Source organism: Herbaspirillum aquaticum (assembly GCF_002213425.1).
In the GTDB taxonomy this organism is placed as follows: Bacteria; Pseudomonadota; Gammaproteobacteria; order Burkholderiales; family Burkholderiaceae_D; genus Herbaspirillum; species Herbaspirillum aquaticum.
The window spans coordinates 371049-397693 of the sequence record NZ_NJGV01000002.1 but is presented as its reverse complement, the minus strand read 5'-3'; the positions used below and the strand labels follow the sequence as shown (position 1 = coordinate 397693).

General features: G+C 63.3%; 24 protein-coding genes and 1 pseudogene. 12 read left to right on the top strand and 13 right to left on the bottom strand.

Translation table 11 applies throughout. The features are described 5' to 3' along the window. Nucleotides 1-70: 70 nt before the first annotated feature. From CEJ45_RS04160 to ku, 3 genes are all read right to left on the bottom strand, one after another. Nucleotides 71-1156, bottom strand: coding sequence for a nucleotide excision repair endonuclease (locus CEJ45_RS04160; RefSeq protein ID WP_241517270.1), 1086 nt, complete (start codon nt 1154-1156; stop codon nt 71-73). A 186-nt stretch (nt 1157-1342) separates the two neighbouring features. After that, nucleotides 1343-3937 carry a DNA ligase D gene (gene ligD, locus CEJ45_RS04155; protein WP_088753939.1) on the bottom strand — a complete coding sequence of 865 codons (2595 nt, stop codon included), beginning with the start codon at nt 3935-3937 and terminating at the stop codon, nt 1343-1345. Continuing rightward, complete coding sequence (ku, locus tag CEJ45_RS04150; RefSeq protein WP_241517269.1) at nt 3858-4781, bottom strand: non-homologous end joining protein Ku; 924 nt, start codon at nt 4779-4781, stop codon at nt 3858-3860. Before ku ends, ligD begins: the two co-directional genes overlap by 80 nt. A gap of 226 nt (nt 4782-5007) precedes the next feature. Here ku and CEJ45_RS04145 point away from each other — a divergent pair, with 226 nt between their 5' ends. The 4 genes and pseudogenes from CEJ45_RS04145 to CEJ45_RS04130 form a co-directional block, all read left to right on the top strand. After that, nucleotides 5008-6702, top strand: a complete 1695-nt coding sequence (locus tag CEJ45_RS04145) for a thiamine pyrophosphate-binding protein (RefSeq protein ID WP_088753938.1) — start codon at nt 5008-5010, stop codon at nt 6700-6702. Nucleotides 6703-6705: 3 nt separating this feature from the next. Continuing rightward, nucleotides 6706-6963 (top strand): hypothetical protein, encoded by a 258-nt coding sequence (locus CEJ45_RS04140; RefSeq protein WP_088753937.1) that lies wholly within the window; start codon nt 6706-6708, stop codon nt 6961-6963. Between the two features lie 146 nt (nt 6964-7109). Beyond that, the gene (locus tag CEJ45_RS04135) at nt 7110-7328 is read left to right on the top strand and encodes a hypothetical protein (protein ID WP_088753936.1); all 219 of its coding nucleotides are present in this window, start codon (nt 7110-7112) and stop codon (nt 7326-7328) included. 70 nt (nt 7329-7398) lie between these two features. Further along, nucleotides 7399-7947, top strand: a pseudogene (locus tag CEJ45_RS04130) (type 1 glutamine amidotransferase domain-containing protein); the annotation flags it as partial. A 392-nt stretch (nt 7948-8339) separates the two neighbouring features. On the opposite strand, the gene CEJ45_RS04125 reads toward CEJ45_RS04130, so the two are convergent. The 3 genes from CEJ45_RS04125 to CEJ45_RS04115 form a co-directional block, all read right to left on the bottom strand. After that, on the bottom strand, nt 8340-8588 hold the full coding sequence (locus CEJ45_RS04125) for a hypothetical protein (protein WP_088753935.1): 249 nt from the start codon (nt 8586-8588) through the stop codon (nt 8340-8342). 140 nt (nt 8589-8728) lie between these two features. After that, nucleotides 8729-9298: a DUF4142 domain-containing protein gene (locus CEJ45_RS04120; RefSeq protein ID WP_088753934.1), complete on the bottom strand. Its 570-nt coding sequence runs from the start codon at nt 9296-9298 to the stop codon at nt 8729-8731. A gap of 156 nt (nt 9299-9454) precedes the next feature. Beyond that, complete coding sequence (locus tag CEJ45_RS04115; protein WP_088754035.1) at nt 9455-9727, bottom strand: SemiSWEET family transporter; 273 nt, start codon at nt 9725-9727, stop codon at nt 9455-9457. Between the two features lie 263 nt (nt 9728-9990). Here CEJ45_RS04115 and CEJ45_RS04110 point away from each other — a divergent pair, with 263 nt between their 5' ends. Next, nucleotides 9991-10521: a CBS domain-containing protein gene (locus CEJ45_RS04110; RefSeq protein WP_088753933.1), complete on the top strand. Its 531-nt coding sequence runs from the start codon at nt 9991-9993 to the stop codon at nt 10519-10521. A 338-nt stretch (nt 10522-10859) separates the two neighbouring features. Here CEJ45_RS04110 and CEJ45_RS04105 read toward each other — a convergent pair whose 3' ends face one another. Then, nucleotides 10860-11120, bottom strand: coding sequence for a hypothetical protein (locus CEJ45_RS04105; RefSeq protein ID WP_088753932.1), 261 nt, complete (start codon nt 11118-11120; stop codon nt 10860-10862). Nucleotides 11121-11398: 278 nt separating this feature from the next. Between CEJ45_RS04105 and CEJ45_RS04100 the strand changes: the two genes are divergently transcribed. Further along, entirely contained in the window at nt 11399-12154 is a 756-nt protein-coding gene (locus tag CEJ45_RS04100; protein ID WP_088753931.1) for a YoaK family protein, read from the top strand. A 203-nt stretch (nt 12155-12357) separates the two neighbouring features. On the opposite strand, the gene CEJ45_RS04095 is transcribed toward CEJ45_RS04100, so the two are convergent. After that, a complete protein-coding gene (locus CEJ45_RS04095; protein ID WP_088753930.1) occupies nt 12358-12696 on the bottom strand; it encodes a KGG domain-containing protein in 339 nt (112 codons plus the stop codon). A 384-nt stretch (nt 12697-13080) separates the two neighbouring features. Here CEJ45_RS04095 and imuA point away from each other — a divergent pair, with 384 nt between their 5' ends. The 3 genes from imuA to CEJ45_RS04080 are packed head-to-tail and all read left to right on the top strand — an operon-like array spanning nt 13081 to nt 18487. Next, nucleotides 13081-13830: a translesion DNA synthesis-associated protein ImuA gene (imuA, locus tag CEJ45_RS04090; protein WP_088753929.1), complete on the top strand. Its 750-nt coding sequence runs from the start codon at nt 13081-13083 to the stop codon at nt 13828-13830. Continuing rightward, nucleotides 13757-15241, top strand: a complete 1485-nt coding sequence (locus CEJ45_RS04085) for a Y-family DNA polymerase (protein WP_088753928.1) — start codon at nt 13757-13759, stop codon at nt 15239-15241. The genes imuA and CEJ45_RS04085 overlap by 74 nt, the downstream gene beginning before the upstream one ends. Before the next feature lie 9 nt (nt 15242-15250). Then, nucleotides 15251-18487: an error-prone DNA polymerase gene (locus CEJ45_RS04080; protein ID WP_088753927.1), complete on the top strand. Its 3237-nt coding sequence runs from the start codon at nt 15251-15253 to the stop codon at nt 18485-18487. Between the two features lie 56 nt (nt 18488-18543). Here CEJ45_RS04080 and CEJ45_RS04075 read toward each other — a convergent pair whose 3' ends face one another. The 4 genes from CEJ45_RS04075 to CEJ45_RS04060 all read right to left on the bottom strand — a co-directional run bounded on the left by CEJ45_RS04075 (nt 18544) and on the right by CEJ45_RS04060 (nt 22227). Next, a complete protein-coding gene (locus CEJ45_RS04075; RefSeq protein ID WP_088753926.1) occupies nt 18544-18849 on the bottom strand; it encodes a hypothetical protein in 306 nt (101 codons plus the stop codon). A 194-nt stretch (nt 18850-19043) separates the two neighbouring features. Continuing rightward, nucleotides 19044-20225 carry a GGDEF domain-containing protein gene (locus tag CEJ45_RS04070; protein WP_088753925.1) on the bottom strand — a complete coding sequence of 394 codons (1182 nt, stop codon included), beginning with the start codon at nt 20223-20225 and terminating at the stop codon, nt 19044-19046. 220 nt (nt 20226-20445) lie between these two features. Continuing rightward, the gene (locus CEJ45_RS04065) at nt 20446-21387 is read right to left on the bottom strand and encodes a LysR substrate-binding domain-containing protein (protein ID WP_088753924.1); all 942 of its coding nucleotides are present in this window, start codon (nt 21385-21387) and stop codon (nt 20446-20448) included. 63 nt (nt 21388-21450) lie between these two features. Then, a complete protein-coding gene (locus tag CEJ45_RS04060; protein WP_088753923.1) occupies nt 21451-22227 on the bottom strand; it encodes a FadR/GntR family transcriptional regulator in 777 nt (258 codons plus the stop codon). Between the two features lie 310 nt (nt 22228-22537). Between CEJ45_RS04060 and CEJ45_RS04055 the strand changes: the two genes are divergently transcribed. From CEJ45_RS04055 to CEJ45_RS04045, 3 genes are all read left to right on the top strand, one after another. Next, entirely contained in the window at nt 22538-23971 is a 1434-nt protein-coding gene (locus CEJ45_RS04055) for an aldehyde dehydrogenase family protein (RefSeq protein WP_088753922.1), read from the top strand. 41 nt (nt 23972-24012) lie between these two features. After that, nucleotides 24013-24771: an SDR family oxidoreductase gene (locus CEJ45_RS04050; protein WP_088753921.1), complete on the top strand. Its 759-nt coding sequence runs from the start codon at nt 24013-24015 to the stop codon at nt 24769-24771. A gap of 148 nt (nt 24772-24919) precedes the next feature. Then, complete coding sequence (locus CEJ45_RS04045; RefSeq protein WP_088753920.1) at nt 24920-26227, top strand: MFS transporter; 1308 nt, start codon at nt 24920-24922, stop codon at nt 26225-26227. A 75-nt stretch (nt 26228-26302) separates the two neighbouring features. Here the strand turns inward: CEJ45_RS04045 and CEJ45_RS04040 are convergent, their stop codons facing one another. Next, nucleotides 26303-26584 (bottom strand): hypothetical protein, encoded by a 282-nt coding sequence (locus tag CEJ45_RS04040; RefSeq protein WP_088753919.1) that lies wholly within the window; start codon nt 26582-26584, stop codon nt 26303-26305. Nucleotides 26585-26645 lie beyond the last annotated feature (61 nt).

Genomic DNA, 26645 nt, shown 5'->3' with positions numbered 1-26645 from the left:
GAGAGGAAGTCGGACCTCGCGGCCAGGCCCAAAGCGCAAAGGCCGGCAAAGCCGGCCCGCAGAGCAGCGTTCAGACCTGCGCCAGCGGCAGGCCCGGCAAGGGACGCAATTCCAGTTGCCCCAGCAGATAGGGCTGGATCAGCAGCTTGTAGCTTTCCAGGTCGAAACCCTTGAGGCTGGCCACCGGGCGGCTGGCCAGTTGGCGGTTGTCCCGGTCCAGCGAACCGAGATAGCGCCAATGATCGATCACATGGACCTGTTGCCAGCCATCGCCCTGCTCCACCAGCGCCATCGGGCCAGCGTAAGGCCAGGGCAGGATGCGCAGGTCTTCCAGGGCCTGCATCAGCCGCTGCTGGTGCTGCTCTTGCGATTCCTCGCCGGTGCAGGCACCACGGCAGCGGCGGATCTGGCGGCCGAAACAGGCCATGCCGAAGCCCTCGGCCTGCTCCATGCCGGTGGCGATGGAGCACAGGCCGTGACGCTCCACCATCTTTTGCAGCGCTTCCTGCGCGGCACGCTCGCTGGTGTAGATACCGAACAGATTCTCGGCACGGCTGAATTCACGTTCCTCGACCTGCGCCACTTGCGGCTGGCCAGCTGCGTTCAGGCGCAGGGTGAACAGGCCGCGCTTGGTGCGCTGCTTCTTGTTGTGCGAAGGGCGCAAGTCGCGCAGCAGGCAGTTCTCCAGCAACACCGCGCCCAGTTCACCGGCAGTACGGCGGCATTCGATACGGCGCGTCTGGCCGATCAGGAATTGTTCTTCATGATTGTGCAAATGGGCCAGCACACGGCTGCGCAGGTTCACGCTGCGGCCCACGTAAAGGGCCTGATCGTTCACTCCGCGCAAAATGTAGACGCCGCAGGCGGCCGGCAAGGCTTCGATGCTGGCGCGGTCAATGTGCAGCGGATAGCTGAAGGTGGCGGCGCGATGCGCTGCGGGCTGTGGCGCATTGAAGGTGGCGCGGCGCAATTGGGCATGGCGCATGCCGCGCTGGTCTTCCTGCTCCAGCAAGCGGTCCACCAGCGCCGCGGGCAACTTGCGCGGCTGGGCCGTGTGCAGCGCCGCCGATGCCTGGGGCATCAGGGCGGGCATCACGGCTTGCAGGGGGCGGGTAAACAGCTGGGTCAGCGAAGTGCGGTGGCTGATGGTATTCATGGCGCTGGCCAAATCCTTCTTGTTGTTCATGTCACGGCGAGGCGTGCTCTGTCAGGTTGCAGACGGCCCGCAAAGACAGGACCATCAAGTTAAAGTGGATTATGAAGTTGGCCCTCTTGCGCCACAGTCGGCAGGAAGATGAAGATCGTGTAGGACATTGCCGCCTTGCAGAGCTTGCGCAACGGTTCAAGCCGGATCGAAAGCGTCCAGCATGGCCCGGGTCAGGCGCTGGGGCGCCTTGCCAAAATCGGCCCAGGGGTCGCCCTGGGTGAGGCTTTCCAGCCTGCCGGGCATGGTCGCCACACGAAAATGGTCCGCAGTAACGCCCTGCTCCAGTTCTTCCCATGTTATCGGGACGGAGACCGGTGCCCCATCCCGTGCCCGCACCGAATAGGCCACCACCGTCGTCGCCCCGGGCGCATTGCGCAGATAGTCGATGAAGATCTTGCCGGCGCGCGCAGCCTTGCTCATCCGGGCGATGAAGCGGTCCGGCAACAGTCGCGCCAGGTGCGCGGCAAGCCGATGCGCCCAGTCCTTGACGACGTCCCAGTCATGCTCCGGGCGGATCGGCACCATCACATGCAGGCCCTTGCCACCGGAAGTCTTCAAGAAACAATCCAGGCCAAGTTCCTGCAGCAGCCCGCGTACCAGCTGCGCCCCCTCCACCACCGTGGACCAGGCCACATCCGGCGCCGGATCGAGGTCGAAAACCACCCGGTCCGGCTTGTCCAAGGCCCGTCCGGTGGCACCCCAGGCGTGCAGCTCCAGCACGCCCATCTGCACTGTCGCTACCAGGCCGGCGATGTCGTTGACCATCATGTACTGCGCCTTGCCCTCGCCTTCAGGGACCTCGATGGTCTCGATGGCCTCAGGCATGCCCTGGCCGGTGTGTTTCTGGAAGAAGCACTTGCCCGCATGACCGTCCGGGCAGCGCACCAGCGACAAGGGGCGCTGCTTGAGCTCGGGCAGGATCCAGGGAGCGATGCTCTGGTAGTAGCGCGCCAGCTCCAGCTTGGTCAGGCCGGTATCGGGGAAGAGAATCTTGCCGGGATGGGTCAGCTTGACGCCCGCGACCATGACCGGCTTGGAGAGATCCTGCACGGGTTCGCTGCGCTTGCGACGGTGCGAAGTGGCTGCAGCGGTGGCTTCTTGCGGAGGCTTGTCGCCCGCTACGGCGGGTGTTTCGCGCATGATCTCTTCCGGCTTCTTGTCCTCTCGCAAGGCGACGAAACTGCCATGGCGCAGGATGCCGGACTGGGTCCACTGCGCGAATTTCACCTCAGCCACCAGCTCGGGCTTGAGCCAGTGCACGCCACGCCGCTGCTGGCCAGTGGGCGGATTGAAGAAGGCGGGCTCATCCTGCTCCCGCTGGCGAAACTGGTTGAGCATGCTGGCCAGCAATCGCTCATCAAAGCCTGTGCCCACACGTCCGGCATATTGCAAGCGCCCCTGTGCGTCATGAACGCCGACGAGGATGGCACCAAAGCCGCTGCGCTGCCCGGCTGGTTCCGTGTAGCCGGCAATGACGAACTCCTGCCGTTGTTCGCATTTGACCTTGAGCCAGTTGCGATCGCGCCGTCCGCTATAGGGAGCGTCGGCACGCTTGACCACGATGCCCTCCATACCGTGCTGGCAGGCGTGGCGAAATACTTCATCTGCGTGCCCGGCGATATGTTCGCTGTAGAGCAGCAAGCCCTGCTCGTCACTGCCCGGAATCACTTCGCGCAACAGTTCCTTGCGCTGATGCAGCGGCAATTGGCGCACATCATGGCCATTGAGGTACAGCAGATCGAAGGCATACAGCGCCAGCCGGATCCCGTTGGCCTGCTGGCGGTCGCCACGGGCCAGGTTTTGCAGCGCTTCGAAGCTGATGCGGCCCTCGGCATCGAGGGCCACTACCTCCCCATCGATCCAGGCCTGGTCAACCGGCAGCCTGGCCAACGCCTCGACCAGGACAGGCCATCGATGGCTCCAGTCCAGCCCCTCGCGGGTGTAGATGGCCGCACGGCCAGCATCGATGCGGCACAGGCCGCGATAGCCGTCGAACTTCAGTTCGCTGAACCATTCTTCGCCTTGCGGTGCGCTGTCGGCCAGTGTGGCCAGCTGTACCTCGACCTTGTCGGGCATGTCGCTTTCCGTGCTGGCTGCATCGTCATCGCGGGAAGACTCACTGTTGAGCTTGCCTGCTGGCGCAGCATCGCCCAGGTCCTTGACGCTCTCCGGACGGAGCTCGGTAATGGCGGCAGCACGGCCGGTTTGTGCGGCGTCATCGTCTTCCTTGATGAGCAGCCAGTTTTCCTTGCCATCCTCGGCCGGTTTGCCCATGCGCACCAGCGCCCAGCGACCTTGCAGTTTTTCGCCCGAGAGCGCGAAACTGAGATGTCCTTTCTTGAGGCCGGCATGCGGGTCGCCATGCGGCATCCATTGCCCGCGATCCCACAACACCACATGGCCGGCACCGTATTGATGCGCCGGGATATCGCCTTCAAAGGTGCCGTAATCGAAGGGATGATCTTCTACCCGCACCGCCAGGCGCTTGTCATGGGGATCGAGGCTGGGTCCTTTCGGTACGGCCCAGCTCTTGAGGACGCCGTCCAGCTCCAGCCGGAAATCGTAGTGCAAGCGGCGCGCGTGGTGGCGCTGTATGAAGAATTCCAGCGGCTCGGTCGCCTTTTCGCCGCCTTTGCGTCCCCGCTTCGTTTCATGACCTGAAGGTTCTGGGGTGATGCTGAAATCGCGCTTGGCGTGATAGCGCTCCAGCGCTGAAGGCGTGCGGCTCATGCCTGGGCCCTCCTGCCTTTTCCTTGGCGGGGGCCCTGGATTTACCCCGGCCTTCCAGGCTGCTCTTGAGCAAAGCCATCAGGTCCACTACCTTGGCCCCGCTGCTGTCCGGGGCCGCCGCCTCGTCGGGCTCGGCCACTGCGTGGGTCTGACGGCTCTTGATCTTCTTCTGGATCAGGGTCAGCACATCGTCGCGATAGGTGTCATGGAACTGTTCGGGCTCCCAGTCGGAAGACATGTGATCCACCAAAGCCCGTGCCATCTCGACCTCCTGCTTGGTCACCGCCGACTTCTTCGACTTGCGCGAGGGTACCGGCAAGTCATCCGGCGCGCGCAATTCGCTGGGATAGCGCAAGGTGATCAGTTGCAGCATGTCGCCTTGGGGGATCAAAGCCGCCAGGTGCTGGCGGGTGCGAATGACGATCTGGGCAATGGCCATCTTGTCGCTGGCCAGCAGGGTCTCGCGCAGCAAGGCATAAGCCTTGTCGCCGCCCTTGGCGGGAGCCAGGAAATACGGCTGTTCGTAGTAGAGGATGGGGACCTGTTCGCGCTCCACGAAACTCTGGATATCGATGCTCTGGGTGGCCTCCACATTGGCCTGGCGCAGGTCTTCATCGGACATGAGGACGAATTTGCCCTCCTCGTACTGGTAGCCCTTGATGATGTTTTCCCAAGGGACTTCGCGCCCGGATTTCTTGTTGTAGCGCTTGTAGCCCACCGGGGAGAGGTCGCGCTTGTCCAGCAGGGTGAAGTCCAGCTCATCGTGTTTTTCGGCGGTATAGAGTTCGACCGGGATATTGATCAGCCCGAAGCTGATCGCTCCCTTCCACAGTGCGCGTCGCATCGCTTTCTCCGCAAGTTCGCTGATGGGCCGATTATCAAATTCCCGGGCCGGCGGCGCAGTCGGACTGGTGATGAAGCCCCTGTAGGAATGCGCCGGGGCAGATCGTCATTGCGGGTGTTGCGGCCTCCCCGGTCTTCTCCTACATGGATTTACCGCACAGGCCGATACTGGCCAGCCACGGCCGGACTTACTCTTGAGCGATTTCCTTCCCCTCCCAGGAGCCGCCATGCCCGCTACCGTTGCAGACATCCTCATCGACACGCTCTACGAGATCGGCGTACGCCAGATCTTCGGCGTGGTCGGTGATGCCTTGAACCCGCTGACCGACGCCATTCGACGCGACAAGCGCATCGAATGGATCGGCGTGCGCCACGAAGAAGGTGCTGCCCTGGCCGCCGCCGGCCAGGCCAAGCTGACCGGCCGCCTGGCCGTATGCTGCGGCACCACCGGCCCCGGCGCCAACCACCTGGTGGCCGGACTCTACGAAGCCCGCAAGGATCACGCACCCGTGTTGGCCATCTCGGGTGGCGTGCCGGCTGCCAAGCGCGGCACCGACTACTTGCAGGAAAATTCACCCGACATGCTCTTTCGCGATGTGGCCGCCTACAGCCAGGTCATCACCAGCCCGGAACAGGCACCGGCCGTGTTCCACCAGGCCATCGCCCAGGCCTATGCCCAGCGCGGCGTAGCGCACCTGAACATTCCTGCGGACATCATCGGTGCCAAGGTCAGCGGCAGCGTCCCGAGCATTCATACGCTGCGTGAGCGAAGTGAACTGGCGCCACCGGCCGCCGATATCGCCGCTGCCGCTGAGCTGATCAACGCGGCCAGTTCGGTCACCATCTTCGCCGGCAATGGCTGCCGGGGTTCCATTGACCAGGTGCTGGCGCTGGCCAGCAAGTTGCAGGCGCCGGTCATGCACACCTTCCGTGGCAAGGATCTGGTGGCTTATGACCATCCGCACTGGATCGGCGGGGTCGGGCTCATTGGCGGCGCGCCGGGTACCGATGCATTGCATGGCGCAGAGGTGATGCTGATGCTGGGCTCGGATTATCCCTATTCGGAATTCCTGCCGACCACATCCAAGATCATCCAGGTTGACGAACGCGGTTTCGTGCTCGGTCGCCGCGCCCCGGTCACCCTGGGCGTTACCGGCTCTGTGGGACCGGCCGTGCAAGCGCTGCTGGAAAAAGTCGAGGGCAAGACCGACGGCAGTTTCCTGCAAAAAGCCAATGCCGATCGTGAACGCTGGAACAGCAAGCTGGACAACGCCGCCGAGATCAAGCGCCATCACAAGAAGATCAAGCCACAAAGCGTGGCCCGTGCCTTGAGCGACCTTGCTGACGACGATGCCCGCTTCGTCATCGATACCGGTGTAGTCACGCTCTGGTGCGGCAACTGGATCCGCCAGCGAGGGCAGCAGCGCCTGCTGGCCTCGTTCAACAATGCGGCGGTGGGCACCTCGCTGGGCCAGGCCAATGGCATCCAGGCACTGGACCGCAACCGCCAAGTGATCGTGGGTGTGGGTGACGGCGGCTTCACCATGTTGCTGGGTGAATTCATGACCAGCGTGGAGCACAAGCTGCCGGTCAAGGTCATTGTCTTCAACAACCGTGAATGGGGGCTGGTGCATCTGGAAATGGAAGAAGCCGGCATGCCCGCCTTCGAAGGCTCGGAATTCCCCAATGCCGACTTCGCCGCCTTCGCCCGTGCCTGTGGCGGCCAGGGCTTCACGGCGCGTACACCGGACCAGTTGCAGGAAAGCCTGCAGCAACTCCTGGCCGCCCCTGGCCCGGCGGTGCTGGATGTCTTCATCGATCCGGCCGAGCTGCCTGTCATGCCGCACATCAAGATGGAGCAGATCTGGAAGTTCGGCCTGGCCAAGGTCAAGGAAAGCCTGATTGCCATGCAAGGAGGATGAAACATGGACACCATCGAACAGCAACGAGAAGACTACGCCAAACAACTGCGCGCGCGTTTTGAAGAGTACAAGCGCTGGGCCATCCAGCACTGGCCAGTGGCCGAACAGCCGCTGGAGGACAGCGCCTTCATTGCGGCCGAACGGGAACTGGAACTGCTGACCGGCACCATGCTGCATCCTGGACGCAAACCCGACGGCATACCTGCCGGCGGCGCGCAGCAGGCGCAGTTCGAGGACGTGACGCCAGCGCCCTGGCCTTGAAGCCGGTGCGAGGGAGATGCTTCCTCGCGCATTCTTACGCGCGGTTGCGCCTCCCGCTTATAGGGCTGCAGCAGCAGGCGCAGTAAGCTTCATTTCACAGGCTGCACCGCTGCCAGCCCATTCCATCAGACCAGAAGGAGAACAGCATGAGCGCAAGCAAATCCGGCAAGGACCATCGTCCCAACCAATACGACACCCCGTCCGAAGTGGCCCTGGATGAAGCCAATGAGATGAGCTTCCCGGGCAGCGATCCGGTGTCCACCTCCAACATCACGCGCATCGAAAAGGCGCCCGAGATGGACAAGGCCAAGGACGACCACCAGAACAGCCACCGGGTCAAGGAAAACACCCCCAAGGCCAACTGATCCCGTTGCGCCCGATTCCTGGGCGGCCGGTGCATGCCGGCCGCCTTTCTTTTATGAAGGGAGAAACATGATGAGCAATCGCTACAACCAATTGAAGGTCGCCGTGCTGGTGACCGACGGCTTCGAGCAGGCCGAACTGCTGGAACCGAAAAAGGCGCTGGAAGCTGCTGGTGCCACCGTCCACATCCTCTCCGACAAGAGCGACAGCGTGCAGGGTTTCAAGCACGTCGACAAGGGTGAAGTGGTCAGCGTCGATGGCAGCCTGGATAGCGCCAATCCGGCCGATTATTCGGCCGTGCTGCTGCCGGGTGGCGTGGTCAATGGCGACGCCATGCGCCTGCTGCCGGAGGCCCGCAATTTCGTGCGCGCCGCCAATGATGCCGAAAAGCCCATCGCTTCCATCTGCCACGGCGGCTGGCTGCTGATCTCGGCCGGCATCGCCAAGGGCCGTACCGTCACTAGCTGGCCCAGCCTTCAGGATGACTTCAAGAACGCGGGCAGCCAGTGGGTGGACCAGGAAGTGGTGCGTGATGAAAACTTCGTCTCCTCGCGCAAACCCACCGATATCCCTGCCTTCAACAATGAATTCATGAAGCTGCTGGATGAACAGCAGCGCCGTGAACAGACCCGGCAACCGGCTGACGCTGCAGGCTATGCCCCCGCCTCTGCTGACGGCGCCTCCAAGCCGCAACTGTCGGCCAAAGGCAGCGCCCCGGCCGCGCCCCCCAACCATGAAAGCGAAGCCTTTGCAGTCGCCCATGGCGAATCGGCGCAAAGCGACGGCTAAAGGCGTCATCAGGCCGATATGAAGGAAAAAGATCGAGGGCTTGTCCCTCGATTTTTTATGGGCCGATCAAGCATGGACTTGCAAGCGCGCGAAGGCAGCATGAAGGAATTGACCAAAAACCCTCAGCCCCTCAGCCCTGAAAACAAGAATGCCGTCCGGATCACGCCGGACGGCATTGGCACAACCGGGGATGCCAGACCGATGGCCCGGCCTTCATCGGCGGCCTACCCCCGGGGCTCCCCCTGATGCTTGTGCATGGCTTCGGCCAGCAACGCCAGGGCAGCCTTCTCGGCCGCCTTGCGCTTCTTGCAGATGCGCACCGGTTGGGCACCCAGGTCGTGCAAATCCATATGCCAGAGTTCATCGATACGGGTATCGATGTAGGCCACGTATTTGTGCTTGTCCAGTTTGGTGACGCGGGGCATGAAGTGACTGGCTTGCTGCAGTTCAACGGAGCGGGCGAAGTGTTTCATGGCAAGTCTCCAGGCCACACGGGCGTGAGGCGGACGGCATGACAGGGGGGTGGGAGTGAAGCTGACTACAGCTTAGTCGATCAGCGCCGCAAGGGAAGTTTTATTTCATTTGCAGTGCTGATCGGCTGAAGGGATGACGATTATTTCTTGGCGGCATCCACGGTTTTCTTCAGGTCACGACCCATTTGCAGGTGTTCCTGCAGGCCTGGCAGGGTCTTGCTGGCAAAGGTCTTCACATCCGGATCCTGCGCTTCCTTGGAAGACTTCTGGAACAGCTTGACCGCATCTTCATGGGCCGATACGCCGATCATGCTGGCATAGCGCTTGTCGAAGGTGTTGCCCTTGAGCTTTTCCAGGATGGCGATCTTGGCGCGCTGGGCCATGCTGGGTTCGGTCGGCAGGGTGACATCCTTGCTGGAAGCCAGTTGCTTGAGTTGTTCGTCGACCTTGGTGTGCTGGTCGATCATCTTCTGGGCGTAATCCTTGACGGCCTGGTTGCTGCTCTTTTCGAGCGCGATCTGGCTGGCTTCGATTTCAGCATGGCCGGCTTCGGCGGCGTTGGTCATGAAGCTCTTGTCCTTGCTGTTCACGGATTCAGCGGCCGCATTGAAAGACAAGGCGGCACCCGCCAGCATCAGGACGCCAGCGCCGATCAGGCGGCGGCCGGTAGTGGATTGCAGGCGAGCTTGGGTGGTCGGGATGATGTGCATGGAAACTCCTTGGGCTTGTGGATGATGATCTGCGGCCCTCTTGCACAGGGCCGGGATGTTTTCACTGTAGTGAGGAAGGCGGGCCACCGACATCAGACAGCGCCAATGACCGATGTAAGAATCGATGAGCGCGGCCCTGCGCGCAGCTTTCCAGCGTTACTGCTGGCGGCGCCGGTTGCGCAGGTACAGCACCTGGCCCAGGAGGGCGGTAAAGAGCAGGAATACGTTGGACACCACGAATACCCAGTCTCCATGCAGCACGCTGTAGGTCACGAAGCCCGCTGATGCGGCAAGCTGCCCGGCAAAGAGCCAGTGCGAGACGCCCTGCGTGGAGCGGCTGCGCCACTGTTCATAGACCTGGGAGGAGATGGTCAGCAGGAGGATGAGGGTCGCGCCCCAGCCAATGAGGTCGGTGATCTGATCGGACATGATGGTCAACGGGAGCCGCAGGGGCCTGGAAAGGTAAGGTGAGCCGATGGTGGACCAAGACGGCGGTGCCCACAGTCGGCCGGTGCCGCGAGGCGTTGTAGGAAGTTTCGCCGGCGCGCTTGAAACCGCGGTGGGACCATTCGCACGGCCATGCGCGAATCGGCCGACCCGATAAAGCGCGCATGCGGCATTGCGGCATCCCCTCCACTTGCCTAGTCTGGAACCGGAGTTGCAACAATCCATCCACCCACCAGGAGATCAACATGCACGCTACCCGAACCATTGCCGACGTCATGACCCGCGGCGCCCATACCTTGAGCCCTGACGATTCCGTCATCCATGCCGCCCAGGCCATGGAGTCATTGGACGTGGGTGCCCTGCCCGTCTGTGACGCCGGGCACAACCTGGTCGGGCTGGTCACCGACCGCGACATCGTCTTGCGCGCCGTGGCCCGCAATCGCCTCTCCGACAGCCTTCCCTTGACCGAAGTGATGAGCCACGATGTGTTGTGGTGCTATGAAGATGAGCCGGTTGATGATGTGCTCGATGATATGGTGCAGCGCCAGATCCGCCGCCTGCCCGTGATGGACCGCGAGAAAAACCTGGTCGGCATGGTGAGCCTGGGCGACCTCGCCGCCAAGACACAGAACAGCGGTATCGGCGGTGCGCTGGCCGAGATATCTCTGCCGGCAGCACCGGTACGTCGCACGGAAGGGGTGTCGCCTTCTGGCGACTATGAACTGCCGGAGGTGCGCAACAGTGACATTCACGAGGTCAATATCGGCCGAAGCTAAGGCCGGCGCGGCTTTGCGGGGCATGCAGCAAGCATTGGTGTAGGTGTTTTCCTACGCGTTTATTGGAGAATGTCCGATCTTCTTTTTTGCGCTGCATCGCTACTATGCATCTCAACGAACTCGAAACCGAGGACCCCACATTCCGATACGAACGTCCCCCTCCGTCGTGTCATGAATAAGGTCCATCCCCCATCGGTTTATCCCCACGAGTCGTTTTCATAAGCAGAAATTCTCCGACGATTCCCCCGATCTCGGCGTCTTATATCCCTCCCCCTCAGGCCGCCTCCCCCAGGCGGCCTTTTTTTTATCCTCGTCTCATCCTCGTTTTATCCTCATTTTCAGCTGCCGCGCCCCGCAATATAAGCCAGTGCATCCGCATAGGCCAGCTCACTGGTTGCACGCAACATGCTGCAGACATGCGTGGAGACCGCTTCATGGGGCGCCTGGGGCGAGGCGCCAATGAGCACGATGCCCCGGAAACCGCCCTCCTCGGACTGTTGCACGCCGGGCTGCATGAGGGGGCCACCTTCCGGTCCACCCGGGGGACCGCTCAGTTCGCCCAGCTTTTCGCCGCCTGGAATATCGATGGGGATGCTCATGGTGTGCTCCTCTGTTGAAGGTGAAAGGCCCGATTCAGGCAAGCCGGTGCGACCCGCACCCCTGACGCATGTCAGGCATTGCTGCATCCTTCCCCGCACCGGGCCAGGAAGAAGTATTCTTGTCAGCATAAGAAACACTGAAGGCAAAGGCAGCAAGAGGCCACCGCCGATCTGCGTAGGAAGGGGCGAAGATGAGCCTGTTCCGGTTGCAGCCAACGGGGACGCGGGGGCCGGGGATGCTGCCGCCTGGTGTTGTAGCCCCTATGTCTGGACCCGTCATGCCCATCGATTACCTGCGCCGTCTCACCAGTCCGGCGCGCACCGACCTTTCCAACCGCCACCTGGGGCGTTCGCTGGCCTTCATTGCGGGGGCCGTCAATGCCGGGGGCTTCCTGGCCGTGGGCCAGTACACCTCGCACATGTCGGGCATCGTCTCTTCGCTGGCCGACAACCTGGTCCTGGGGGAAACCCTGCTGCTGGTAGCCGGCGCCAGTGCCTTGCTGTCGTTTTTGCTGGGCGCGGCCTGTTCGGCGGTGATGATCAACTGGGCCAGGCGGCGCGGCCTGCACAGTGAATACGCCATGCCGCTGATGCTGGAGGCGATGCTGTTGCTGTGTTTTGGCATCCTCGGCAGCAACCTGGAGAATCACCGGCTACTGTTCGTGCCGGTGACGGCGGCCTTGCTGTGCTTCGTGATGGGTCTGCAAAACGCCATGATCAGCAAGATTTCACGTTCCGAGATCCGTACCACCCACGTCACGGGCTTGGTTACCGACATCGGCATCGAGATCGGCAAGATGTGCTACTGGACGCTGGCACCGCGCCAGCCCGGTGAGGCGGCGGGGGAAGATCCCGTGCCGGGCGCGCGGCGCAAGTTCATGCTGCTGTCCTCGCTGTTGCTGATGTTCTTCCTGGGCGGCGTGGCCGGTGCATTCGGCTTCAAGGCGCTGGGCTTCCTGGCGACCATGCCGCTGGCGGCCGCCCTGTTCCTGCTGGCGCTGGTGCCGATGATGGATGATCTGGCACGCAATTGAAGTCTCCCCCGGGGGAGTCGGACAGCAGGCAACAAAAAAGGCGCTCAACGCGCCTTTCGTTTTATTTTTATCAGTGTGGTGCACCGCCCGGTTCCTGAAGCCAGTGGAGCGCAGGGTCCTTCGTTGGAACTGCGGCCTGATGCCATCAGGGTCCTGGTACGGCGGCTGAACCGGCCTGAGGTGGCCGCTGAGGAAACTTTCGCTCAGCCTTGCTGCTGGGGATTGCTGTCCGACTGCTGCGGCTGCTGGGCGCCATTACCCTCTTGCGGCGTGCTCTGGTTCATTTGCGGCTGGGCCGATGCGGTGGCGCCGTTGCCACCATTGCCGTTCTGTGCCGCGGCAGCCGCTGCTGCATTCTTGCGGCCATGGCTGTTCAGACCACCTTTGCGTCCGGCTTCCCGGGCTTCGGCAGAGGTGAACTCATGGGCGGCACCCTTGGCGTGGGCGGCCTTGCCTCCCATGCTGGCGATCTGGCGCTGCTTCTCCCTGTCCATGGCGGCAAAGCCGCGATTGCTGTTCCCCGGATTCTGTGAATTTGCCATGTGTGACTCCTTGTCTTGGATGATCGAATGGAGCAGACATTTGCCAGCCCGCAGCCCTACTGCCCTGCGCGAGCACGCGGATGGCAAGCCAACCTTTGTCCACGCTTGCAGTGTAAAAAGCCTCACTGATCCTCACTATCGGAAGAGCTCCCCAGCCAAGGTCAGCAATGACTGACGGACATGTAGGAAGACATGAAGATGAGCTTTGCTTTTCGGTATGGATTCCCTCGATTTCACTTCAACCAGGCATTGCAAGAAGGAAACTTCACCCACTTTCAGGCGGGCAGTCAGTTTTTTTCACACCCCAAAACAATTACTGTATATTTATACAGTCTTTGCTTTTATCTGCATTTTCTTTTGCCTCACCTCCTCGATTCACTTTCCATGTTGACACCCGGCTCTCCGGTCCGTCGTCCGGAAATCATCCACCCCTCGCTCTGGCTGGCCTCCCAGCTGGCGCGCGGCGGTGCGCGCGGTGTCTCCAGCGGATTCGAGGTACTCGATGCCGAGCTGCCCGAACGCGGCTGGCCACCGGGGGTGCTCATCGAGCTGCTGCTGCCCCAGGACGGCATCGGCGAGCTGCGCCTGTTGCGCCCGGTACTGGCGCGTGCGCCCGCGACTGCCCGGCGCCCCGCGCGGGCTGAGCGGATCGCGCTGCTGCAGGCCCCGCACCAGGTCAATGCCCCAGGCTGGGCGCACATGGGGGTGGATGCGGCGCGGCTGCTGCAGTTGCAGGCCGATCATGCGGCCGACGCCTGCTGGGCTGCCGAGCAGGTCTTGCGGGCCGATAGCTGCCAGGCCCTGCTGATGTGGCAGCCGCGCTTGCGCAAGGGCGACCATGACCTGCTGCGACGCCTGCATGTGGCGGCGCAGGCCGGGCAGACCCTGTTCTTCATGCTGCGGCCGCTGTCCTGCGCCCGCGAGCCTTCACCCGCCCCCCTGCGGCTGACCCTCAAGTCAGCGAGGGACGGGCTGGAGATCGGTTTTCTCAAGCGCCGCGGACCGCTGCGCGAACAAAGCCTGTTTCTCCCTTTGCTGCCTTCACCGAATTTGCAACGCCATGTCACCCCTGTGGATCGCCGTACACCTGCCACTGCTGCCGCTGGAAGTCTTCCGTCCGAACTGGCTGGATGAGGCCCCGGCCGTGGTCTTCGAGCGCGACCGCGTGGCCGCCCTGACGGCACCCGCGCGCACGCTCGGGGTTCACGAAGGCATGCGGCGCGGCGGCGTGCAATTGCTGGCCCCGCAAGCGCACCTGAACGAGCGGGACATCCTGCGGGAACAAGCCACCTTGCAGCAGGCCGCCCTGGCCCTGCTGCAATACACGCCCCAGGTCACGCTGGCCGAAGAGGCCTGCATCCTGCTCGAAGTGGGTGCCAGCCTGCGCCTGTTCGGCGGGATCCGGGCCTTGTGCCGCAAGATCCGGGGCACCATCGCCCGCATGGGTCTGTCGGCCACCCTGTCCTCTGCCGTCACGGCGACCGGATCTTGGTTGCTGGCACGCTACGGCTACGTGCGTACCTTGAGCCACCGTTCCCTGCAGCGCCGCCTGGACCGCTTGCCAGTCGTTCTGCTGACTGCCGCGCGAGCCCATCTGGAATGGCTGCACGGGCTGGGCTGCCGCCAGCTGGGCCAGATGCAGCGCTTGCCCCGCCCCGGCTTGCAGCGCCGCTGCGGCAAGGAGATGCTGGCCATGCTGGACCGTGCCTATGGTGCCGCGCCCGAAGTACATGACTGGATCGTGGCGCCGCCGACCTTCCAGGCCCGGGTGGAGCTGCCGGATCGCATCGACCACACCGACATCCTGGCCACCTATGCCCAGGGCTTGCTGGCCCAGCTGGCAGGCTGGCTGACCGCGCGCCAGCTGGCCATCAAGAAGCTGCGCCTGTGGCTGGAACATGAACGCGGACGCCAGGCCGTGGCGCCCACCGAGCTGCAGGTGGCGCTGTCGGTCCCGGCCTGGCAGGAAGATCATCTGCACACCCTGGTGAAGGAAAAGCTGGCCCGTTCCTCCCTGCCCGCCCCGGCCATCGCCCTGGGGCTGGCCGCCGATGAACTGGAAAGCCAGCAGGCGGCCAGCGAGATGCTCTTCCCCGAACCCGGCGGCAGTGCCGAAGATCACCAGCGCCTGCTGGAACTGCTGGTGGCGCGCCTGGGCGCGGACAAGGTGCAGCAGGCCGCCCCGCGCGCCGATCACCGGCCCGAGATCGCCAACCGCTGGTGCAGCGTGATGCAGAGCCCCGCCAGTCTGCCGGCCGCCCTGACTACCGATGCGGCGCGATTGCCGCCGCGTCCGCTGTGGCTGCTGGCTGAACCCTTGCCCTTGCGGATGCAGCAGCACAAGCCCTTCTATCGCAGCGTGCTGGAATTCACCTCGCCGCCAGAACGTATCGAAGCCGGCTGGTGGGAAGGCCGGCCATTGACCCGCGACTACTTCACGGCGCGCGATGCCAGCCATGCCTATTACTGGATCTTCCGCCAGTGGCGCGGCGGCGAGTGGTCCGATGAAGAGCCGCAGTGGTTCCTGCACGGCCTGTTCGGCTAGGAGCGCAGCATGCAAGCTTCCCTGCCCTTGGGCGTCCCCCAGAGCGGCCTGCCCGACTATGCCGAACTTTATTGCCGGACCAACTTCAGTTTCCTGCAAGGGGCATCGCATGCGCAGGAACTGGTGGAGCGCGCCATCGAACTGGGCTATCGCGCCCTGGCCATCACCGATGAATGCACCATGGCCGGGGTGGTGCGCGCCCATGCCGCCTGGATGGAACAGGTCAATCGCGGCAAGGCCAAGGATTTCAAGCTGCTCATCGGCAGTTGCTTCCGTTTTACATCCTTCAAGGACGATCCGGCCCATCCCTTGGCCAGGATGACCCTGGTGGCGCTGGCCCGGAACCGCGAAGGCTATGGCAACCTCTGCGAACTCATCACGCTGGCGCGCACCCGCGCCGAGAAAGGCAGCTACCTGCTGTCGCCCCAAGACCTGAGCCAGCCGCCACCGGCCCTGTCACACCTGCGCGCCCTGCCCGATTGCCAGCTGATCCTGGTGCCGGACTACCCGGCCGATGAAGAAACCCTGGATGCGCAATTGCGCTGGTTCGCCCCGCTGGCCCCCGGCCGTTCGTGGGTGGGCATGACGCGCCTGTACCGTCCGCTGGACGACCTGCACCGCGCCGCCATCGATGCTGCCGCGCGACTGCACGGCCTGCCGCTGGCGGCGGTGGGCGACGTGCAGATGCACCAGCGTTCGCGCAAGTACCTGCAGGATGTGGTGACCGCCATCCGCCTTGGCAAGCCGGTGCAGGAATGCGGACTGGCCCTGGCCCCCAATGCCGAACAGCACCTGCGGCCACGCATGCGGCTGTCACTCGTACATAGTCCGGCGACCTTGGCCCAGACCCTGGCGGTGGCGGCCGGTTGCCAGTTCAGCCTGGCTGAATTGCGCTATGAATATCCTGACGAACTGGTGCCGCTGGGCATGAGTCCGGCCGACTACCTGCGCCAGGAGACCCTGGCCGGGGCCGCCAAACGCTATCCGCAAGGGCTGCCGGGCGAGGTGCGCGCCCAGATCGAGATGGAATTGTCCCTGATCGCCCAAAAGGAATATGAAGCTTATTTCCTGACGGTCTACGACCTGGTCAAGTTTGCCCGTTCGCGCGGCATCCTCTGCCAGGGACGCGGCTCGGCTGCCAACTCGGCGGTGTGCTACTGCCTGGGGGTGACCGAAGTCGATCCCACTTCAACCCGGCTGCTGTTTGCCCGCTTCATCAGCGAAAAGCGCGAAGAGCCGCCCGACATCGACGTGGACTTCGAGCACCAGCGCCGCGAAGAAGTGATCCAGCACATCTACCGCAAGTACGGCCGCCGCCGCGCTGCCCTGGCGGCCGCCGTGCACAGCTACCGGCCGCGTGGCGCCCTGCGCGAAGTCGGCAAGGCGCTGGGCGTGGATGCGGCCATCGTCGATACGGTGGCCAAGTCGCAGCACTGGTTCGACAGCCGGGAAGAATTGCTGGCCCGCTTTGCCGAAGCCGGGCTGGACCCGGAACTGCCGCAGATCGGACTATGGGCCAGCATCACCGGCAAGCTGCTGCGCTTTCCGCGCCATCTGTCGCAGCACACCGGGGGCTTCGTGATCGCGCGCGGACAGTTGTCGCGGCTGGTGCCGATCCAGAATGCGGCCATGGAAGAGCGCTCCGTCATCGAATGGGACAAGGATGACCTGGAGTCGCTGAAGCTGCTCAAGGTCGACGTGCTGGCGCTGGGCATGCTGACCGCCCTGCGCCGCTCGCTGGAGCTGGTGAGTTTGCGGCGCGGCCTGCCCCAAGTCATGCAGATGTACGACATCCCGCGTGAAGATCCGGCCACCTTCGAGATGATCTGCAAGGCCGATACCATTGGCGTGTTCCAGATCGAGAGCCGCGCCCAGATGAGCATGCTGCCGCGCATGCAGCCGCGCACCCAGTACGACCTGGTGGTGCAGGTGGCCATCGTGCGGCCGGGCCCGATCCAGGGCGGCATGGTGCATCCCTACCTGCGGCGGCGGGAATTGGTGCGCAGCGGTGGCAGCTTCGAGTATCCGGACAACACCAGCAAGAGCGGCAAGATCAGGAAGGTGCTGGAGCGCACCTTGGGCATCCCCATCTTCCAGGAGCAGGTGATGGATGTGGCCATCGAAGCCGCCGGTTATTCCCCCAGCGAAGCCGATGACCTGCGCCGCTCCATGGCCGCCTGGAAGCGCAAGGGCGGCATGGGGCCGCACCATGAACGGCTGGTGATGGGCATGACCGACAATGGCTATTCACGTGAATTCGCCGAAAGCATCTTCAACCAGATCGAAGGTTTCGGCGAATACGGTTTCCCCGAAAGCCATGCCGCCAGTTTTGCCCTGCTGACCTATTTCAGCAGCTGGCTCAAGTGCCACGAGCCGGAAGCTTTCCTGTGCGGGCTGCTCAACAGCCAGCCCATGGGCTTTTATTCGCCCTCGCAATTGATCCAGGATGCGCGCCGGCATGGCGTCAAGGTCCTGCCGGTGAACGTCTTGCGCAGCCGCTGGGAATCCATCCTGGAGCTTGACCCGAGCGGCCAGGCGCGTCCGGCCGTGCGGCTGGGCATGAGCCTGCTGCGCGGCATGCCCGAACAGGCGGCGCAGCGTATTGAGCAGGCCGGTGCCGAACGTCCCTTTGCCGATGTCGATGACCTGGCCCGGCGCGCCGGGCTGGACCGCCACGCCCTGCAGGCGCTGGCAGCGGGCGATGCCTTGCGCGAGCTGGCCGGGCACCGGCGCGCTGCGCTCTGGCATGCGGTGGGCGCAGTGCCCGACCGCGACCTGCTACGCACGGCACCGCGCGGCGATGACACCGTAGAACTGGAGGCGCCCGGCGAAGGCGACCAGATCGTCGACGACTATCGCGCCATGAATCTGACGCTGCGGCGCCATCCGCTGGCGCTCCTGCGCCCGACCTTGCAGCGGCGGCGCTTCATGAGCGTGGCCGACCTGAACACCTTGCAGAACCGCCAGTTCGCCTGCTGCTGCGGCATCGTCACGGTGCGCCAGCGGCCGGGCACGGCCAAGGGGGTGATCTTCATGACGCTGGAGGATGAGACTGGTTCGGCCAATGTGATCGTCTGGCCTTCGGTACTGGAGAGGCAGCGCAGCGAGGTCTTGAATGCGCGCTTGCTGGGGGTGTATGGCAGCTGGCAGTGCCATGGTGAAGTGCGCCACCTGGTGGCGGGACGGCTGGAAGACTGGACCCATCTGCTTGGCGAGCTGCAGCCGCGCAGCCGGGATTTCTTCTGAATCGCCTCTCAATCGAACTTGGGAGGTGATGTAACACCTCCCAAGGAAGAGGCCTGCTACTGCGGATATGCGTTATTCGCTGAGTCGATCTGTTTTTCAGCCACATTGGCAAGCATCCGACTTGCAGTAATCGCCAAGCGCATCAACGCGCCTTTGTCAGGCTCGCAGAGCAGCGGCCTTTCATCTTGTTTCTCACTTTCGGCAAACTCGATCAGGGAAAGCAGGACCGCCACGCCATTGCTGACGTCGTGTGCGTACTCAAGAAACTTCTTGTGATGGGAGGGAGGGACTTCAGGGTTGTGCCACGAAAACGCTTGGAATAAGGGTACCGGGGACACTTCGGAATGACGGGTATCAGGCATGTTGCCTCCTTGGTCGCTTTGAAAAAACCTGCCACTTAAAACCGCCGTAGGGCGGATGTTCGCTTTGGGTAAATTCGAGTCGCCAAACCCGATCCCATAAAATGGGAAGTTGGAGACTAGCAACATGTGTAGCGCCAAGTCAAGCAAGTCGTGCCAATTCGCCGTCTTCGCTGCTCAGATTTTTGCTGATGTAATCAAGCCGCCAGCGCCATCCTGAAGGCATTGCGCCCTTCACTCTTGGCACGATACAAGGCCAGATCGGCCTCGTGAACCAGCGCATCCCAGCTCATGGACTGGCCCGGCTGCAATACCGCCAGCCCGACGCTGATGGTGACCCTCTGCCCATGCCCGAAATCGTGATTGCGCACGGTCTCCAGCAGATGCTGGGCGATCTGGCGTGCCTGGGCTTCGGACCAGTCCGGGAAAACTGCGCAGAATTCCTCCCCGCCGTAGCGGCCCACCATGCCGCCCTGGCAGCACTGCTCGCGCAGCAAGGCACCGATGTCGGCCAGCACGCGGTCGCCCACCAGGTGGCCGTGGGTATCGTTGATGTGTTTGAAGTGATCCACATCGATGAAAGCCAACGTCAGTACCCGCCCGCCCTGCACCGCCCGGGCCAGCACTTCTTCGCCACAGCGCACCAGCTCGCGGCGGTTGAGGGTACCCGTCAGTTCATCTTCGGTCGCCAGGCGCTGCTTGTCGGCCAGCAGGCGTTCGAAGTAGATCATCATCAGCGATACCGACAGCAGCAAGGAGCCGCTGATGGGAATGAGGTAGATCAGTGCCACGCCCAGGTTGCTCATCTCCGGCGGCATGAACAGTTCGGGATGCGACAGCGAGATCACGAACCGGCTCACCAGGGTGGCACTGAGGATCAGCAAGGCACCGATGCCGGTACAGCGGCCAAAGGTCCAGCGCGGGTAGCGCTTGGCCAGTGGCCCGGACATGCCCTTGAAGAACTCAAGCAGCACCAGGCAAAACACCAGTTGCAGCCCACCCACGGCCAGGAAGGCGCGTTGAGTGAAATCGGCCTCGCCGACCAACAGGCCCGTAAAGCTGACGGCATAGCCGATGATGATCATGCACGGCCAGTCCCGTGACTGGCGCTGGTAGAAGCTGCGCAGGCCGCACCAGGCCACGATGCCGGAAGAAAACACCAGCGTGTTGCCCAGCAACAAGCCCAGCAAACGCAGGTTGCCCTCCAGACCACTGTAGACCGCCACGGTGATGCAGATCCCCAGCGCCGAGAACACCCCCGACAGCGCCCACAGCCGCGTGAAGCGCTCTGACGGCGTGCTGATGAACAGCCCGGTCATGATGACGCCACTGCAAAACTGTACGATGGCCAGCGCAATGCTGGCGGTGAAAGGATTCATGCGGGTTCGCTTGTCCTCGCGGACGGGTGTAGAAGGCACCGCGGCGGGCGATGCGGAAGATGCGCTCACAAGCACATTGGCAGCGTCCTCAATGGCTGTGGGCTAAAGGACGGCCGGGATCGGCGGAAGTGTAACCGATGGCGCAAGCTCAGCAGTGATTTTCAGCAATTCATCAAAAAATCTGAATTTCCATGCTGGAAAACCGGGCACTCATTCAGAATTATTCACGTTCCAAAGCCCGCGTATGCCCCCACTGCCCTGAACGGCACAGTTCGTCCGTCACATCCAGCACCAGCCTTTCGACGGCGGCGGCGGCGGTAGTCAGCGGAATATTGCGCGAGGCGCACAGCACAAGGGTGCGCGAGATCTGCTCTCCGGCGATGGGATGGGCGACCATCTCGCCGCGCTCGATGTCGGCCAGCAGCGGCGCCACCGGCAGGATAGTGGCGCCGATATCGGCCAGGATGGCGGATTTGAGGATGGCCACCGAGTTGATCTCGATGACGTTGTCCAGGCTCATGCCTTGGGCTCGTACCAGGTTCTCGATACGCGGGCGCACCCCATGGGCCAGCCCGGGCAGGATCAGCGGAGCCTCGATGGCCTTTGCCAGCGGCACGCCCTTGCGGCCCTTGACGCCATAGCGCGACTTGGCGCGAGTGATGTACATCATCTCTTCCTCGATCATGGGCGTGGCCGCGAAGGAAGACAGCTGGCCGTCGTCAAACAGCACGGCCAGGTTGATGCGGCCGGACTTCAACTGGGTGATCAGGTTGCCGGTCAATTCCTCGGTCAGCTGCAACGTGATCTCGGGGTAGATCGAGCGCACCGCGTTCAACAGCGGCAAGGCCAGTGCATTGGAGACGCTCTGCGGAATGCCCAGCGCCACCGTCCCGGAGGGTTTGTCGGTGGATTGCGCCACGGCCTGCTTGGCATCCTGCACCTGCTTCAAGATCGCCAGGGCGTGCTCATAGAAAACCTTGCCGGCATCGGTGGCAATCACCCCCTGGGCTGAACGATGAAGCAATTGCGCCGCCATCTCGTCTTCCAGCTGGCGTATCTGCTGGGTCAGCGCCGGCTGGGCGATGTGCAGCACACGCGCCGCCCGCGACAGCGAACCGTGATCGACGATGGCCACGAAGTAGCGCAGTTGGCGTAATTCCATGCGGTGGGCTTCCTGCTTGACGATAAGTAGTTAAATAAATTGACAGCCTCAATGACAAGCTGCTTACAAGCCTGGCCGGCTGTTGAACATGCGCGTGCGCGCATTCTCGATATGGCCGCGCATGGCGCGCCGGGCGCCTTCCGCATCCTGCAGCCGGATCAGCTCGAAGATCTGGCGGTGTTCATCCATGGCATCCTGGGAGCGCTTCCAGGGCGGGATGTGCATCAGGTGGCGCAGCATGTTCACGGCGTGGCTGACATCGTATTCCAGCGTCTTCATCACCTGCACGAAACGCTGGTTGCCGGTGGCCTGGGCGATGGCTTCATGGAAGCCGAAGTCGTAATGATGGGCGATGGCGCCCACCCGATTGGCTTCCTCGAAGCCCAGCAGCAAGGCGTCCATCTGTTCCAGGTCCTGCTTGTTGCGCCGCAGGGCGGCCATGTAGGCGCATTCGGGCTCCAGCACCAGGCGCAGTTCCAGGCCGTTCATGATGTGGCCGATGCGGGTCTCGGGTTCGCCATCGGGCCGGGCCGGCGCCAGTCCCGCCTTTTCCTTCACATAGGTCCCGGAGCCGCGCAGGGATTCCACCAGTTGATCCTCCCGCAAGCGGTCCAGCGCCTGACGCACCACCGGGCGCGACACCTCGAACAGCGTGGCCAGGTCGTTTTCCGAAGGCAGCTTGCTGCCCACCGCAATGCGCCCTTCCACGATGGCATGGAACAAGGTTTCATAGACGCGTTCAGCGAAGCGTTCCGGCCGCACCGGACCCAGGCCGGCAGCAGCCAGGCTCAGGATGTCGCCGGAAGCGCCGGGGCGCGGGGACTTGCTCGATGAAGGCATCCAAACTCCACTTGGGCAGCAACTGAAAAGAACAGCATGGGCCGCATGGTAGCGGATTTGTCGGCCTCACCGCCAGCCATCAGGCGCAAGCAGTCAGCAAAGTAGTAAATTCATTTGACATCTTGCATGCACAGGCTTAGATTCAGGCACAACAAAAACAGCAGCACATGACAAGACACCAGGAGACAAGCCCTTCCCGGCCCCCGTTCGGACTGCCCGTCCGACGCCGGCCCGCGCATGCATGGCGTGCTTTCCTGCTGTTTCCCTGTCCTGCTCCTCTCCCTGATTCGCCTCCAAGGACCGCATCGCCATGAAACAGCACTTCATCGACAACCGCTGGGTCGCCCCCGCCTCCGGCGAAAGCATTCCCGTCATCGATCCCTCCGATGGCCAGGCCTTCGAGGCCATCGCCCGTGGCAACGCCACCGACATCGACCAAGCCGTGCTGGCTGCACGGCGCGCCTATGAAGGCGCCTGGGGCAAGCTTTCCGCCGCCGAACGCAGCCGCCTGTTGATGAAGCTGGCCCACAAACTCCAGGATCACCAGGAAGAACTGGCCCAGCTGGAAGGACGCGACTGCGGCAAACCCATGAAGCAGGCACGTGCCGACGCGGCGGCCATCGTGCGCTACTTCGAGTTCTATGCCGGGGCCGCCGACAAGCTGCACGGCGACACCATTCCCTACCAGGCCGGCTATACGGTGCTGACCCTGCGCGAGCCGCACGGCGTGACCGGCCACATCGTGCCCTGGAACTACCCGATGCAGATCTTTGGACGCTGCGTAGGCGGCGCCCTGGCTGCCGGCAATACCTGCGTGGTCAAGCCGGCCGAGGATGCCTGCCTGTCCATCCTGCGGGTGGCTGAACTGGCCGCAGAGGCGGGTTTCCCCGAGGGTGCGCTCAACATCGTCACCGGGTATGGGCACGAGGCTGGCGATCTGCTGGTCAAGCATCCTGACGTGGACCACGTGTCCTTCACCGGCTCGCCCAACGTGGGCAAGCTGGTGGTGCGCGCGGCCGCCGAGCATCACACGCCCGTCACCCTCGAACTGGGCGGCAAGTCGCCGCAGGTGGTGTTCGAGGATGCCGATATGGACGCCCTGCTGCCGGTGGTGGTCAATGCCATCGTGCAGAACGCCGGCCAGACCTGCTCGGCCGGTAGCCGCCTGCTGGTCCAGCGTGGCGCTTACGAGCAGGTGCTGGAGCGGCTTGCCGGGCTGTTCTCGCAGCTCAAGGTGGGGTCCTCGCAGATGGACCTGGACTGCGGCCCGCTGATCCGCAAGACCCAGCAGGAGCGCGTGGCCGGTTTCCTCTCGGATGCGCGGCGCGACGGCATCGCCCTGGTGGCACAGGGTGAGATCGCGCCCGGCGCCCCGGCCGGCGGTTTCTACCAGGCCCCGGCCCTGCTGCGCGACGTACCGCCGCAGCACCGGCTGGCGCAGGAAGAAGTATTCGGTCCGGTGCTGGCGGCCATGTCCTTCGAGGATGAAGCCGAGGCCATCGCCCTGGCCAACGGCACCGACTACGGCCTGGTGGCCAGCGTCTGGACCCGCGACGGCGGCCGCCAGTTGCGGCTGGCGCGCGCCATTCGCAGCGGCCAGGTCTTCATCAACAACTATGGCGCCGGTGGCGGCGTGGAACTGCCCTTCGGTGGCGTCAAGGCCAGCGGCCACGGGCGGGAAAAGGGATTCGAGGCGCTCTATGGCTTCACGGTCCTCAAGACCATCGCCATCCGCCACGGCTGAACTCTTTCATTGAACACACGCAATTTTCAAGGAGACACATCATGCGTTTGCAAGACAAGGTAGCCATCGTCACCGGTGGCGGTTCGGGTTTCGGTGAAGGCATCGCCAAGGCCTATGCCCGTGAAGGCGCTTCCGTCGTGGTGGCCGATATCGGCGAAACGGGCGGCCTGCGGGTGGTCGAAGAGATCAAGGCGGCGGGCGGCCGTGCAGTCTTCGCCAAGGCCGACGTCTCCAAGCGCGCCGACATGGACCAACTGCTGGCGACCGCCCTGGAACACTTCGGCAAGCTCGACATCGTCGTCAACAATGCCGGGACCACGCACCGCAACCGTCCCATGCTGGAAGTGGAAGAAGACGAATTCGACCGCGTCTATGCAGTCAACGTGAAAAGCATCTTCCTCTCGGCCAAGACCTTCGTGCCCTACTTCCGCCAGGTCGGCGGAGGTGCTTTCGTCAACATCGCCTCCACCGCCGGCATCCGCCCGCGCCCGGGCCTGACCTGGTACAACGGCAGCAAGGGCGCGGTCATCACCACCAGCAAGTCGATGGCGGCCGAACTGGGCCCGGACAATATCCGCGTGAACTGCGTCAATCCGGTCATCTCGGCCACCGGCCTGCTGTCGGAGTTCATGGGCGTGCCCGACACCCCGGAAAACCGCAAGAAATTCGTCGCCACCATCCCCATGGGCCGCTTCTCCACCCCGGAAGACATTGCCAATGCCTGCCTGTACCTGGGCTCGGATGAGGCACAGTTCGTCACCGGAGTGTGCATCGAGGTCGATGGCGGACGCTGCGTATAAGACCGCACTGCAAAAATCTTCATGCGATCGGTGAGGATATTGATTTGACAATGTCCTCACCGCGCCTACAATGCGTGGCACCGTCAAGCGGTCACAAAGAACCGTCGGCGTACAACAACGACACGTCAAACAATATCTGGAGCGAGACATGACCTACCAAGCAGGCGCAGCCGCCAGCGGCGCACGCGCATCCTTTGAAGACGCGACCTACAGCAAGGTCACCTGGCGGCTGCTGCCGCTGCTGTTCCTGTGTTATGTGGCTTCCTACCTGGACCGGGTCAACGTCGGCTTTGCCAAGCTGCAGATGCTGCAGGACCTGAAGTTCAGCGATACCGTCTATGGCCTGGGCGCGGGCATCTTCTTCCTGGGTTACTTCGTCTTCGAAGTGCCCAGCAACATGATCCTGCACAAGGTCGGTGCGCGGCTCTGGATCGCCCGCATCATGATCACCTGGGGCATCATCTCGGGCGCGATGGCCTATGTCACCACCCCGGAAATGTTCTACATCATGCGCTTCCTGCTGGGGGTGGCCGAAGCCGGCTTCTTCCCGGGCGTGATCCTGTATCTGACCTACTGGTATCCGGCCGCGCGCCGCGGCAAGATCACTGCGCTGTTCATGACCGGCATCGCTCTCTCGGGCGTGATCGGCGGACCGCTGTCGGGCTGGATCATGCACGCCATGCCGGGCGTGTGGGGTCATACCGGCTGGCAGTGGATGTTCATCCTGGAAGCCATTCCTTCGCTGATCCTGGGCGCCCTGGTGATCCTGTATATGAAGGATCGCATCCGTGATGCCGAGTGGCTCACCGAAGACGAAAAGCGCCTGCTGGAAACCAACATCAGCCACGAAGAAAGCCAGAAGGAGCACCTGTCCCTGGGTGCCATGTTCACCAACGGCCGGGTCTGGCTGGGTGCGCTGATCTACTTCTGCTTCGTCATGGGCCTGTATGGCGTGAGCTTCTGGCTGCCCACCATCATCAAGGCCACCGGCGTCTCCGATCCGCTCAACGTGGGCCTGCTGACCGCCATCCCCTACGCCTTCGCCGCAGCCGCCATGGTGTTGATCGGCCGCAGCGCCGACGCCCGCCGCGAACGCCGCTGGCACGTGGCCATTCCCGCCTTCATCGGCTGCATCGGCCTGCTGCTGTCGACCCTGTACGGCAACAACACGGCGCTGGCGATGGCCTCGCTGACCCTGGCCAGCATCGGCATCCTGACCACCCTGCCGCTGTTCTGGAGCCTGCCGACCGCCTTCCTGTCGGGCACCGCCGCTGCGGCCGGCATCGCGCTGATCAATTCGCTGGGCAACCTGGCCGGTTTCGTCAGCCCCTTCCTGGTCGGCTGGCTCAAGGACACCACCCAGAGCACCAATGCCGGCATGTATGTGCTGGCAGCCTCGCTGGTGATCGGCGGCCTGCTCACGCTGAGCTTGCCGGCCAAGCTGGTCAACAAGTAATCCTCGTACTGATACGGCAACCGGCGGCTCGCTGCAAAGGGCCGCCGTTTTTGCATCTTTGATCTGCGGACAGGGTCAGGGGTGTTTGGCCGATTGCGGTTCCAGCAACTGGCGCATGGCCAGCCGCACCAGTTCGGCATGCGCCGCCTGCGGAAAACGCTGGCGCTGGCGGGCAATGAGCTGGTCTACCCGCGCACGGTCGCCGTGGCAGAGTTCGGTCATGCGGGCGGTCATCTCCAGATAGCCCTGCGGATCGGACAAGGGCAAGTCCTCGCGCTGCACATGGCGCAGCCAGGCGCGATCGGCGGCGTAGAGGGCGAGAATGGCGAGGCAAATCAGCAGGGTCCAGAGCAGCATGCACATCTCCCGGTCAGCGTTCGGCTAGAGCGGCGATTGTGCGCGCACGCGGCAGGCACAG